The 12,281-nt window shown below is 69.2% G+C and carries 13 protein-coding genes and 1 tRNA gene; 5 read left to right on the top strand and 9 right to left on the bottom strand.

What is annotated here, in order from left to right; genetic code table 11:
* The coding region (locus tag C468_RS02715; RefSeq protein ID WP_008847342.1) for an NAD-dependent epimerase/dehydratase family protein at positions 1-910 on the bottom strand (910 nt) is incomplete at its 3' end.
* A gap of 126 nt (positions 911-1,036) precedes the next feature.
* On the opposite strand from C468_RS02715, the gene htpX reads away from it, so the two are divergent.
* Positions 1,037-1,909 (top strand): zinc metalloprotease HtpX, encoded by an 873-nt coding sequence (gene htpX / locus C468_RS02710; protein ID WP_008847341.1) that lies wholly within the window; start codon positions 1,037-1,039, stop codon positions 1,907-1,909.
* An 87-nt stretch (positions 1,910-1,996) separates the two neighbouring features.
* Here htpX and C468_RS02705 read toward each other — a convergent pair whose 3' ends face one another.
* Genes C468_RS02705 through C468_RS02695 form a run of 3 tightly spaced genes read right to left on the bottom strand, consistent with a single transcriptional unit; the run spans position 1,997 to position 4,971 of the window.
* On the bottom strand, positions 1,997-2,398 hold the full coding sequence (locus tag C468_RS02705; RefSeq protein WP_008847340.1) for a DUF7126 family protein: 402 nt from the start codon (positions 2,396-2,398) through the stop codon (positions 1,997-1,999).
* Positions 2,398-3,315 (bottom strand): glutamine-hydrolyzing GMP synthase, encoded by a 918-nt coding sequence (gene guaA, locus C468_RS02700; RefSeq protein WP_008847339.1) that lies wholly within the window; start codon positions 3,313-3,315, stop codon positions 2,398-2,400. The genes C468_RS02705 and guaA overlap by 1 nt, the downstream gene beginning before the upstream one ends.
* Positions 3,316-4,971, bottom strand: coding sequence for a CTP synthase (locus tag C468_RS02695; RefSeq protein ID WP_008847338.1), 1,656 nt, complete (start codon positions 4,969-4,971; stop codon positions 3,316-3,318). It abuts the gene before it with no gap.
* Between the two features lie 276 nt (positions 4,972-5,247).
* Between C468_RS02695 and C468_RS02690 the strand changes: the two genes are divergently transcribed.
* Complete coding sequence (locus C468_RS02690) at positions 5,248-5,679, top strand: hypothetical protein (protein ID WP_008847337.1); 432 nt, start codon at positions 5,248-5,250, stop codon at positions 5,677-5,679.
* A gap of 388 nt (positions 5,680-6,067) precedes the next feature.
* On the opposite strand, the gene C468_RS02685 is transcribed toward C468_RS02690, so the two are convergent.
* The 4 genes from C468_RS02685 to C468_RS02670 form a co-directional block, all read right to left on the bottom strand.
* Positions 6,068-6,151: transfer RNA gene (locus C468_RS02685), tRNA-Leu, on the bottom strand.
* Between the two features lie 90 nt (positions 6,152-6,241).
* Complete coding sequence (locus C468_RS02680; RefSeq protein WP_008847336.1) at positions 6,242-7,498, bottom strand: endonuclease/exonuclease/phosphatase family protein; 1,257 nt, start codon at positions 7,496-7,498, stop codon at positions 6,242-6,244.
* Between the two features lie 98 nt (positions 7,499-7,596).
* Positions 7,597-8,520, bottom strand: coding sequence for a DMT family transporter (locus C468_RS02675; RefSeq protein ID WP_008847335.1), 924 nt, complete (start codon positions 8,518-8,520; stop codon positions 7,597-7,599).
* A gap of 61 nt (positions 8,521-8,581) precedes the next feature.
* Positions 8,582-8,908 carry a hypothetical protein gene (locus tag C468_RS02670; protein WP_008847334.1) on the bottom strand — a complete coding sequence of 109 codons (327 nt, stop codon included), beginning with the start codon at positions 8,906-8,908 and terminating at the stop codon, positions 8,582-8,584.
* A gap of 144 nt (positions 8,909-9,052) precedes the next feature.
* Between C468_RS02670 and C468_RS02665 the strand changes: the two genes are divergently transcribed.
* On the top strand, positions 9,053-9,613 hold the full coding sequence (locus tag C468_RS02665) for a DUF309 domain-containing protein (protein WP_008847333.1): 561 nt from the start codon (positions 9,053-9,055) through the stop codon (positions 9,611-9,613).
* A gap of 124 nt (positions 9,614-9,737) precedes the next feature.
* Positions 9,738-10,541 carry a succinylglutamate desuccinylase/aspartoacylase domain-containing protein gene (locus C468_RS02660; RefSeq protein ID WP_008847332.1) on the top strand — a complete coding sequence of 268 codons (804 nt, stop codon included), beginning with the start codon at positions 9,738-9,740 and terminating at the stop codon, positions 10,539-10,541.
* A gap of 17 nt (positions 10,542-10,558) precedes the next feature.
* Here C468_RS02660 and C468_RS02655 read toward each other — a convergent pair whose 3' ends face one another.
* A complete protein-coding gene (locus C468_RS02655; protein WP_008847331.1) occupies positions 10,559-10,957 on the bottom strand; it encodes a cupin domain-containing protein in 399 nt (132 codons plus the stop codon).
* Positions 10,958-11,068: 111 nt separating this feature from the next.
* Between C468_RS02655 and C468_RS02650 the strand changes: the two genes are divergently transcribed.
* Complete coding sequence (locus C468_RS02650) at positions 11,069-12,253, top strand: CBS domain-containing protein (RefSeq protein ID WP_008847330.1); 1,185 nt, start codon at positions 11,069-11,071, stop codon at positions 12,251-12,253.
* Positions 12,254-12,281: the final 28 nt, after the last annotated feature.

The following is a 12,281-nucleotide window of genomic DNA, read 5'->3' as shown; positions in this document are numbered from 1 at the left end:
GGTCCTCGCTCGCTGCCTCTCGCCACGACCGGCTCGGCTCCCACCCGAACAGCCGCTCGGCCTTTTCGATCGCGTAGGCGCTCCGGTCGTCGCCCTCGGCGAGCGCGTTCCCGTCGACTTCGCAGTCGTCGGGGATGCCGTCGTGCGCCTCCCGCAACAGGTCGAGCAAGGGTCGACCGAGCGCGTTGTCGGCGGCGACGCAGTTGACGGCCTCGTGCGTTCCGGCTGAGACGGCCGGGTCAGACCCCGTTGTTCCCGCGAGCGCGGCGGCGACGAGGTCGGCGACGTCGCGGGCGTCGACGTACGACCAGAAGTTTCCGGCGCCCGCGTCGAGGTCACCGACGTAGTCGTCGCTCCGGCAGGCGTACGCGCCGGGATACTGGATCCACGACGGCCGGATCGACACGGCGGGAACGCCCTCGCGCCGCGCGACCGCGCCCGCGGCCGCCTCCGCGGTCACCTTCGAGAGGCCGTAGGGGTCCTCGGGTTCGAGGGGGTGCTCCTCCGTGATCGGTAGCTCGTCGGGGAACGGCGTCGGATCGGCGAAGAAGAACCCGTAGGCGCCGTCACTGGACGCCTGGACGATCCGGGCGTCGGCGCGGCCGGCGGCGTCGAGGACGTTCTTCGCGGCGTGAACGTTCGTCTCGAACACCCGCCCGTCGGGGTGGGTACCGGCGACGGGGATCGCGGCCCAGTGGACGACCGCGTCGGGGTCGACCGCGTGGACGACGTCGAGCGCCTCGCCGCGGTCGGCGAGGTCGGCCGCGCGGAACGAGACGCGCGGGGCCGGGTCGGCGTCCGGACCGGGGCGTTCGTAGTCGACGACGACGACCTCGTAGTCGCCGGCGAGCCGGTCGACGACCCAGCGCCCGGAGGCGCCGCGGCCGCCGGTGACGAGAACCGTTTCCATGCGTGCGGGTCGGCGCGGCGAGGCAAAAGCGCACCGTCGTCGGGCGACCGCGCGCCGTGACGGGTCCCGCGGCGACGCTCCCGGAACCCCGGCAGGCTTTAATCCGGCGAACGGTAAGATTCGGGTATGGAATGGAAGACCGACTGGGGACTCCGTGGACGAATGGGGTTCACGATGTTCCTGCTCTTCGCCCTCTACGTCGTGTTTATCGGCGTCCTTATCGAGGTGTTCAACGTCGGGATCATCTTCACGCTCGCGATGTTCGGGATGTTCTCGCTCGCCCAGTACTTCTTCAGCGACAAGCTCGCCCTGCGGAGCATGGGTGCCCGCGAGGTGAGCGCCGAGGAGTATCCCGATCTCCACCGTCGGGTCGAGCGGCTGAGTCAGCAGGCCGACCTCCCGAAGCCGACGGTCGCCGTCGCCGACACGCAGGTGCCGAACGCGTTCGCGACCGGCCGGAACAAGAAGAACGCGACCGTCGCCGTGACCACCGGCCTGCTCCGGGCGCTCGACGACGACGAGCTCGACGGCGTGCTCGCCCACGAGCTCGCCCACGTCAAGAACCGCGACGTGATGGTGATGACCATCGCCTCGTTCCTCTCGACGATCGCCTTCTTCATCGTCCGGTGGGGATGGCTGTTCAGCGGCGACAACCGGCAGGGCGCGCCCGTCATCGTCGCGATCCTCGTCTCCATCGTCGTCTGGGTCGTCTCGTTCCTGCTCATCCGGGCGCTCTCGCGGTACCGCGAGTACTCCGCCGACCGCGGCGCGGCGCTGATCACGGGGAAGCCCGGCGCGCTCGCGTCGGCGCTGATGACGATCGACGGTCGGATGGACCGCGTGCCGAAGGAGGACCTCCGCGAGGAGGCGGAGATGAACGCGTTCTTCATCATCCCGATCAAGGCGGGGTTCGTCGGCAAGATCGCCTCGACGCACCCGTCGACGGAGAACCGGATCGAGCGGCTCCGCGATCTGGAGCGCGAGATGGAAACGGCCTGAAAACGGAGACGAAACCGAGCCCGACTCTCGGAACCGCACCGCGGCGCTGCGATTGACACCGGCTGTTCGCCGCTGACTTCGCGACCGCTACGCCGTCCGCTCGGCAGCGTCGTCGACCAGCTCTTCGGCGACCGTCTCGGGATCAAGTAGGCCCGGGTCGATCGCGAGGTCGGCGACGCCGGCGACGAACTGCGGCAGCGACCGCTCCGCGTACGTCACCGCGAGCACGTCCGGGTTCAGCTCCTTCGCGATCGGGATGCCGGTCGCCTCCTCCACGTCGGTGAGGACGAAGTAGGCGGCCTCCTCGATCCCGGCCTCGGAGAGCGCGTCGGCGGTGACGAGCCCCTCGATCCGGCGGATCTCGACGCCGAGCGCTTCGAGCTCCTCGCCGAGTCCGTGCTCGTCGGGGCCGGCGACGACGGCGAGCGAGCCCTCGGCGCGACCGCCGTCGGGGCGGCCGCCGTCGGCGCGAGCGGGGGTCCCCGCCATCACTCGTACTCGATCGTCGCGGGCGGCTTGTGGGTCACGTCGTAGACGACGCGGGCCACGTTCTCGTTCTCGCCGGTGATCCGGCTCTGAATACGCTGGAGCGTGCTCCAGTCGAGCTCCTGCGCCCGGGCGGTCATCCCGTCGCGGCTCTCGACCGAGCGCACCGCGACGACCCAGCCGTGCACGCGGTTGTCGCCCTTCACCCCCGTCGCCTTCCCGAGGACGGCGGCGAACGCCTGCCACGGGTCGTACTCCTCCAGCTCCTCCTCGACAACGTGGGTCGCCTCGCGGGCGACCGCGGCCTTCTCCGGGGTCACCTCGCCGACGATCCGGACGGCGAGCCCGGGGCCGGGGAACGGCATGCGCTCGGAGATGATCTCCTCCAAGCCGAGCTCGCGGGCGACCTCGCGGACCTCGTCCTTGTAGAGGTCGCGCACCGGCTCGACGATCCCCTCGAAGTCGACGACCTCGGGGAGCCCGCCGACGTTGTGGTGCGACTTGATGTTCCCCTCCGACTCGATGCGGTCGGGGTAGATCGTCCCCTGCACGAGGTAGTCGGCGCCCACGTCGCGGGCGACGGTCTCGAACTCATCGATGAACCCCTCGCCGATGACGTGGCGCTTCTCCTCGGGGTCGGTGACGCCTTCGAGCCGGTCGAAGAAGCGCTCTTGCGCCTCGATCACCCGCAGCGACTCCATGAACGAGAAGGTGTCGCGGATCTCCTCCGTTTCGCCCTTCCGCATCAGCCCCGTGTCGACGTAGACGGGGGTGAGCTGGTCGCCGACCGCCTCGTACGCGAGCGTCGCCGCGACCGAGGAGTCGACGCCGCCGGATAAGGCGATCACCGCGTTCGCGTCGCCGATCGCCTCCCGGATCTCCGCTTTCGCCTCCGCGATGAATTCCTCCGTCTCGACCATCTATAGCCTCACGTCCGCGTTCCGCTCGGTTGTGTCCGTCGATTCCAGCGCCGCCTCGACGAGCGCGACGAACGGCGGACTCGCGCGGTCCGGCCGCGACCGGAACTCGGGGTGCGCCTGCGTCCCGAAGAAGAACGGGTGGTCCGCGCGTTCGAGGATCTCCATCCGGTTGTCCGCGCGGCCGGAGAACGTCAGCCCGTCGGCCTCCAGCTCGTCGATGTACTCGGGGTTCACCTCGTAGCGGTGGCGGTGGCGCTCCGTGCAGGAGTCGGCGTCGTACACCCGCGCCGCGAGCGTGTCGGGCTCGATGTCCGTCTCGTGGGCGCCGAGCCGCATCGTCCCGCCCATGTCCTCCGTCTCGTACTGGTCGGGGAGCAGATCGATGACAGGGTGCGGGGTGTCGGGGTCGATCTCGGCGGAGTGGGCGCCCGCCAGCCCGAGCACGTTGCGCGCGTGCTCGACGACCGCCATCTGGAAGCCCAAGCAGAGCCCCAGGAAGGGCACGTCGTTCTCGCGGGCGTACCGGATCGCCTCGATCTTCCCGTCGGTGCCGCGGGAGCCGAACCCGCCGGGGACGACGACTGCGTCGGCCTCGGCGAGGCGCTGCTCGTGGCGGTCCGTGGTCTCGTCCGCGTCGACCCACAGCACGTTCACTTCGGTCTCGGTCTGGATCCCGGCGTGTTTCAGCGCCTCGTGGATCGACATGTACGCGTCTTCGAGGGCGTACTTGCCCACGAGCGCCACGTCGATCGCCTCGTCGCGGTCGCGGGTGACGAGCTCGCGCCACTCGGTCGACCGCTCCGCCTTCGGGAGCGCCTCGTCGGCGAGCCCGAGCCGCTCCATCACGTGCTCGTCTAACCCCTCGTCTTCGACCATCAGCGGGACGTGGTAGATGTCCTCGACGTCGGGGTTCGAGAAGACGGCCTCCGTCGGCACGTCGCAGAACAAGGCGATCTTCTCTTTCGTCTCCGGGTCCAGTCGGTCCTCGGACCGGCCGACCAGGATGTCGGGCTGGAGCCCGATCGACCGCAGCTCCTTCACCGAGTGCTGGGTCGGCTTGGTCTTCTGCTCGCCGTTCTTCGAGTAGGGAACCAAGGTGACGTGAGTGAAGAGGATGTCCTCGTCGTCCTCCTCGTGGGCGAACTGACGGAGCGCCTCGAGGAAGGGCATCGACTCGATGTCGCCGACCGTCCCGCCGATCTCGATCAGGCAGACGTCGCTCCCCTCGGCCGCCTCGCGGATGCGCCGCTTGATGTCGTCGGTGACGTGCGGGATGATCTGGACGGTCTTGCCGAGGTAGTCGCCGGCGCGCTCGCGCTCGATGACGTGCTGGTAGGTCTTCCCCGTGGTGACGTTGTGGTCGAACGTCATGTCGGTGCCGAGGAAGCGCTCGTAGTTGCCTAAGTCGAGGTCGACCTCGCCCCCGTCTTTGAGGACGTACACCTCGCCGTGCTCGTAGGGGTTCATCGTCCCGGCGTCGACGTTGAGATAGGGGTCCACCTTCACGGCGGTGACGTCGAAGCCCGCGTTCGCGAGGAGTCGCCCGGTGCTGGCGGCGGTGATCCCCTTCCCCAGCCCGGACATGACGCCGCCGGTGACGAACACGAACTTCCGACCCAGCGACGGGTCGTACCCAGTGTCGGGATCCGTTGGCATATCGACCGTCCGTCAGGGGCCGGCAAAACCGTTTCGGACCCTCCGTTTCAGGTGGACGTTCGTGACGTTTCAGCGGCGAACGCGCGGATCGGCGGCGGGCTCGGTTGGCGCGCGGGGCGACGCCGAGACGAAAGGGCACGTCGAGCCGGCAGACCGACGCCATGGCGACAGGGCGGCGCCGAGCCGGCAAACCGGCGCCGAGACGAATGGGCGGCGCCGAGCCGGTCCCGGAGCGAAAGCTACTCACGGGATCCGGACGCACACCCCGGTCGCCTCATGAACTGGTCCCCAGCCCCTCCCGCGGTCGCGGCGGTCGTCGCGGCCACGGTCGCCCTCACGCGTCGCATCGCGACCCTCGTGTTGGAATCTCCGATCGGTATCCCCGGACCGGGCGCGCTCACCCGGTACACCCTCGGCGGGCGCTTCGTCGCGTTCGCGCTGGTGTACGGGCTCCTCCTCGGCGTCGCGTACCGGGTCGGTCGCGGCGGCGGCGACGCGCTCGACGTCGGCGCGACGACGCTGGCCACCGGCGTCGTCGGCGCGGTCGGGTACGTCGTCGTGACCGGCGCGGTGCTGCTGTGGGCGGGCCCCGAGCAGGGGTGGGTCGTCGCCGTCGGCACGCTCGGGTCCGCGGTCGGCGTCGGCGTCGAACTGGTGGTCGTCGCGTTCGCCGGGCTCGCGCTTGGCCGATGGGGTATCAGTGGGTGATGACGGAGCGGCGATTGACGCTGCCGACTCCCTCGCGTCTCGGTTATAAGCGGTTGAGTGTGTGTGAGCGGTGAACTCCGCCAAAGCCCCCGCCGTGAGGGCTCGCGCGCTCCTCGTGGCCGCCGAAGGCGACCACTCGGAGGCGCGCGCCACCGCATCCGGCGGCGTGACCTAGCGGTCGAGGTCGCCGATCGCACTTATAAACAGCCGACGCTGGTCGAGTTCGAGGAATTTTGCGAGGGAAGAGCGCTCCAGTGAGCCTCTTCCGCATCACGGGGGTGGACCCCGGCGATGCGAGGGGAGGGATTTGAACCACGGTCGCGCCAGAGGCGCTCCCTGATTCAAATCCTCCCCCCTGTTGTGCATTCGCGCGTTGTGGACGCGCTCATGCGAGGGGAGGGATTTGAACCCACGGACCTCTACAGGAGCGGATCTTGAGTCCGCCGCCGTTTCCGGGCTTGGCTACCCTCGCACACCCGGAACGAGACCGGCACGGAGATTTAAACCACCGGTTTCCGCGCCGGTGATCGGTCGCGGGGCGGGACGCCTCGCGCGCGGCGGCTCACTTCGCGGCGATGTCCGCCCAGACGAGGCGGTGGTCCGAGGCCCCGGTCACGTCGTCACCGAGCCCGCGCTTGTTGGCGTTCGAACTCGGCCAGACCACGGAGGAGGAGCGCAAGGAGAGATCCGGCGAGGGGAGCACCCAGTCGACTTGGGCTATGCCGAAGTCTCCGAAGTCGGCCGTCGCGTACGGGTCGCCCTTCTGTGCCCCGCCGGGGCTCGTGGGGAGGCTACGGCTGTTGAAGTCGTCGTTCTCGATGAAGAACTCCGTCGCCGGGTCGAGCGGCTCGTCGCCGGGACCGGCGTTCATGTCGCCGAGCAGCACGTAGGAGGCGTCGTCGGCGAGCCCGCCCTCCGTACCGGAGTCGTCGTAGATGTAGTCCGCGCCGGCGACGTAGTCGGCCCAGAACCGATTCTCGTCGTGATTCCAGCGGCCGTTGAAGTTGTTGACGCCGTCGAATCCGGTCGGCGTCGGGTGCGAGAACAGCCCGTGGACGGTCTCGCCGTCGACGTCGAACGGCACGTCGATGTGCGTCTTCGAGGAGAGGCGGAAGGCGCCCAGGTCTCCCTCGTCTTCGTTCAGGTAGATCGCGGTTTCGTCATCTCCCGGTTCTGTCACGACCCCGTCGTCCTCTGCGAGCGGGATCAGGTTGCCGGGCATGTCGGCCCACAGGAACTCCTGGAACGAGCGGATCTCGTCCTTGTCGAAGGGGTACTTGCTCGCGATCGCGAACGCGTACTGGCCGGGGTAAAAGCCGAACCCGAAGGCGTCGCCGGGGCGGTTACCCGCCACACCGTCCTTGTTGAAGTCGTAGTCGTCTTCGGGGAGGAGCCCGGTGTTGCTCTCGGGCTGGAGCGTGTGCTCGTACTCGATCCCCTCCAAGTTCTTTCCCTGCGACTCGCTGAGGTAGTTGTCGACGAACGCCTCGATGTTCGTCTGGTCCGTGGGGACGTCTTTTTCTTTTTCTCCGTCTCCGTCGAGGTCTTCGGCCGTCGCCTCCTGAATGTTGTTCGCGAGCTCGTTAACGACGAGCACGTCCGGGTCGACCTCCTGTATCACGCGGGCGGCGGCCTCCGCCTGTTTGTCGCCTGTCTCCTGTACCTGGTCCGTCTCGAAGTTTTCGACGTTGAATGCGGCGTACCGGGGCGTGGGCGCGTTGCCTCGTCCCTTTCCCGCCGCGGTGCCGACGATACTGGGCACCGTCGCGGCCGCACCGATCGCTTTCAGCACGCTCCGCCGTGAGGTGTGGTTCACCATGCGACTACTCGTTTTATTTATCCGATATTAAATTTTTAAATATACCCCAATTATCTGATGATGATTTGTTCGACCTCGGACGGGGGATCGCCCCGCCTTCACAGCGCGATCATCCCGACGCCGACGACCGCGAGGAGGGCCGCGACGAGCCGGACGCGGAAGTAGCGCTCGCCGAGGATCACGCCGCCCAACACGACGGCGATGATGGCCTGCGTGTTGATCACCGGGGAGGCGACGCTCGCGGGCAGCGCCGCGAACGCGATCGTGGTCAAGTGTTCGCCGAGCGCGACCAGCGCGCCGCCGGCGACGAACTTCGGGGCGTCCGCCCGAGTCACCGCGGGCGGGTTCCGGATCGCGGCGGGCAGCAGGATCAGGCCGGCGCCCGTGAGCAGCAGCGGCACCCACAGCGTCCCGGGAATCGCGAGCTCCTGAAGCCCCACCCGCTTCCCGAGGTCGGCGACGGCGTAGCAGGCCGCGCTCACCAGCGCGAGCTGGGCGGGCCGCGAGTGAACGGCGCCCACCAGGGGCGCGATCAGGCTCCCGGGCTCGTAGTTCGCGACGTAGACGGCCGCCGTGGCGACGACGACGCCGGCCACCTGTATCGGCGCGAGCACCTCGCCGAGCAGCAGCACCTCGAGCGGGAGCACGAACATCGGGACCACCTTGTTGATCGGCGTCACGTACGAGACGTCCCCCTCCTCGATCGCCCGGAGGAAGAGCACGAACGCGGCCGCGGTCGCCGCCGCGGTCCCGGCGACGACGGCGACCGCGGCGGGGTCCACGTCAGTCGCGGCCCGGACGAGCCGCTCGATGGCGCCGGTAGGCCCGGACCCGGACGCGGCCCCGATGGCGGAGACGTCGGTCGTCGCGACGGTGACCGGGAGGAACCACGCGATCGCCGAGGCGTTGATCAGCACCGTGAGCCCGGCGGGCGGGTAGCCGGAGAAGGAGCGCTTGAGTACGAAAATGTACGTCCCCCAGACGACCGCGGCGCCGATCGCGGAGACGAGCCCGAAGTCCATCGGGCGATTCGACGCCCGGCGGGGGAAAGAAGCGTTCGGTCCGGCGACGGTCCGGGCTCGCTTACGCGGTCGCTTCGTCGTCGCCCGCGTCGTCGTCGGTCTCGCCGTCCGCGGCGTCGCCTTCGCTCGCGACCTCCATGGCGTATCCGGCGATCCCGGCGGCGGCGGTACCGATACCGAGCGCGCGAACCTGTCTCCGGTACGCCGGTTTCGCTTCGAGTTGATCGGCGTTCTCGAAGTTCTTCGAGAGCATCTTGCGGGTGAGACGCTCGCTGATCCCGGGCGCGAGCGCCGTGAGAACGCCCTGTCCGATCACGAGCAGCGACCCGAATTTGCGTTTCGACGCGTCGTCGACCGTGCCACAGGGAAGCTCGTCGCTGTCAAGCATACTGATACGTCGGTGACCGAGACGGATGAATATTGTGCAGATTCTACATTCGTGCGACGACCACTGCCCGAAACCGAGCGAGGGACTGGAACGGTCCCTCGCGGGCGCGAAAGGGTTAGCACCCTCACCGCTCATTACTCGGGCATGAACGACCACACCCGCGATCCGGGCGTCGCCCCGCCGCTCGGGAACCCGACCGGGTGGCACGCGGCGGCCGGCGACGCGGCGACCGAGGACGCCGCGGACGAGGGAGCGGCCGACGGCACCGACGCTCGACTCGCCGGCGGCCACTGGGAACACGCCACCCTCCGGCGGGCGACCGAACACGGCGTCCGGCTGTTCAACGCCGGCGCGTACCACGAGTCGCACGACTGCTTCGAGGACGAGTGGTACAACTACGGCAGCGGCACCGCCGAGAGCGCGTTCCTCCACGGGATGGTGCAGGTCGCGGCGGGGGCGTACAAGCGCGTCGACTTCGAGAACGACGCTGGGATGCGGTCCCTGTTCGAGACCGCGCTGGAGTACCTCCGGGGGATCCCGGGCGACTTCTACGGCGTCGACGTCGACGACGTCCGGGCGACCCTGCGGGCCGCGCTCGACGACCCGACCGCGATCGACGGGTGGACGATCGCCATCGACGGCGCCCGCCCCGAGGCGTACCCCGCCGACTACGAGTACGCCGAGGCGCTCGACGAGAGCCACTGAGCCGCCGAGCGTCGTCGGCGCGGACCGCCGAGGTCGGCACGGACCGCCGAGCGGCGTCGGCGCGGACCGCCGAGCCGCGTTCCGGATCCGAACGCCACTTATCGGCTGAACCCCTCGCGGTGGTATGGACGTGTACGAACTGGGCGAGGGGGAGCCGGAGGTCGCGGTCGTCGGCGCGATCCACGGCGACGAGCCCTGCGGCGCCCGCGCGGTCCGACGGCTCCGTGACGCCGACCTTGACATCGAGCGCCCGGTGCGGCTGATCGTCGCCAACGAGCCGGCGCTCGACGCCGAGGAGCGCTACCTCGACGCCGACCTCAACCGCTCGTTCCCTGGCGATCCGGACGCGGACGCGCTCGAAGAGCGGCTCGCCGCCGAGCTGCTCGACGCGCTCGACGGCTGCTCCACGCTCGCGATCCACTCGACGCAGTCGTACGCCGAGCCGTTCGCCGTCGTCGACTCGATGGACGAGGTCGCCCGCGCGGTCGCCCCGCACCTCCCGGTCGACGCCGTGATACAGACCGACGCGTTCACCGAAGGGCGGCTCATCGAGCACCCGCACACCCTCGAAGTGGAGGCCGGCCTGCAGGGCTCCGACGGCGCCGCGGACAACGCCTACTGGCTCGCGCGGGCCTTCTTAGCGGCGACCGGCGTCGTCCCGGCGCCCGGCGCGGAGAGCGTGGTCGACGCCGGCGGACGCGAGGACGTGGCGGTGTTCCGACTCCGCGACCGGATCCCCAAGCCGGACGCCGAGACGTACGAGGTGTTCGCACGCAACTTCGAGCGCGTCGCCGCCGGCGAGGCGTTCGCGGCCGCCGGCGAGGAACAGCTCCGCGCCGACGAGCCTTTCTACCCGGTGTTGCTGTCGCCGTACGGCTACCGCGACCAGTTCGGCTACGTCGCGGACCGGGTCGGCACGATCGAGTGACGGCGGGGTCGAACCGACTACTCGACCAGCTCGATCTCGTCGTCGCCGTTCGGCACCGCACAGATGAACGCCCCCGGCTCCTCGCCCTCGTTCCGGTACCAGTGCTCGACGCCCGCCGGGATGAGGAGGGCGTCGCCGGGGCCGACGCGGTGTTCCTCCTCCCCGATTCCCACCACGTACTCGCCGGCGAGCACGTACTGCTCGTGTTCGACCGCGTTCGTGTGCCGCGGGACCGCGGCGCCGGCCGCGAGTTCGAACCGCCGCATCGCGAAGTTCGGGGCGCCGTCGGACTCGTCGAGGAGGACGCCCTTCCGGAGGCCGTCGGCGGCGTCGACCGCGTCGTACTCGATCTCGTCGCCGCGTTTCAGGACCGCGCCGGACGCGTCCGCCGCCTCGTTCTCAGTGGTGTCGGTCATACCGACCGATCGACGGCTGGCCGCTTATAAACGTTGGCGGGGAAGTCGACGTCGTGCGGCTCCGTCGGCACCGCCCAGACGTTTAACCACCCACCCGCCCAACTCGCGGGTATGCGTGGAATCAAGATCGGGACGGTGCTGGGGATCCCGGTTAGGCTCAACTGGACGTTCCTGATCGTGTTGCCGCTCTTCGCGTACCTCATCGGTTCGCAGGTCGGGATGATCGCCGAGGTGATGAACGGCGCGTTCGGCGCCGGGATCGACCCCGCCGCGCTCGGTGCGGGGGTCACGCCGTGGGCGCTCGGGCTGGCGGCCGCGCTCGGTCTGTTCGGCGGCGTCCTCCTCCACGAGTTCGGCCACTCGATCGTCGCCATGCGGTACGGCTACGAGATCGAGTCGATCACCCTCTGGCTGCTCGGCGGGCTCGCCAGCTTCACGGAGTTCCCCGAGGACTGGAAACACGAGTTCTGGATCGCGATCGCGGGACCGGTCGTCAGCGTCGCCGTCGGCCTCGTCTGTTACGGCGTGTTCGTGCTCGCGCCGGTCGGCTCGAACGCCGTGTTGTTCGTGTTCGGCTACCTCGCGCTGTTGAACATCGTGCTCGCCGTGTTCAACATGCTCCCCGCCTTCCCGATGGACGGCGGGCGCGTCCTCCGCGCGCTCCTCGCGCGGAACCAGCCGCACGCGCAGGCGACCCAACGCGCCGCGACAATCGGGAAGGTGTTCGCCTTCTTCATGGGGCTGATCGGGCTGTTCTCCTTCCAGCTGCTGCTGATCGTGTTGGCATTCTTCATCTACATCGCCGCCTCCGGCGAGGCCCAGCAGACGACGCTGAAGGCCGCCTTCGAGGACGTCACCGTCGCCGACGTGATGACCCGCCGCGAGGAGCTCCACACCGTCAGCGGGGGCACCTCGGTCGCGGACCTGATGAACCGGATGTTCGAGGAGCGCCACACCGGCTACCCCGTGCTCCACGGCGACGACCTCGTCGGGATGGTGACCTTGGAAGACGCCCGGTCGGTCCGGGAGGTCGAGCGGGACGCCTACCAGGTCGCCGACGTGATGGAGACCGACCTGGTCGGCGTCGGCCCCGAGACCGACGCGATGACCGCGCTCCAGACGATGCAGGAGAACGGCGTCGGCCGGCTCCCGGTCGTCGACCGAGACAACGAGCTGGTCGGACTCATCTCCCGCTCGGACCTGATGACCGCGTTCAACATCATCCAGACGGGCGGGACCCCGAGCGTCATCAGCGGACGCCGACAGGGTGCCGAGGGCGGCCCGGGACTGTTCTGAGGACCGGTGTCGAGCTTTTAGAAGTGCA

The organism is Halorubrum kocurii JCM 14978, assembly GCF_000337355.1.
Classification (GTDB): domain Archaea; phylum Halobacteriota; class Halobacteria; order Halobacteriales; family Haloferacaceae; genus Halorubrum; species Halorubrum kocurii.
The sequence above is the reverse complement of the archived record's forward strand: the minus strand, read 5'-3'. Positions and strand labels throughout refer to the sequence as shown.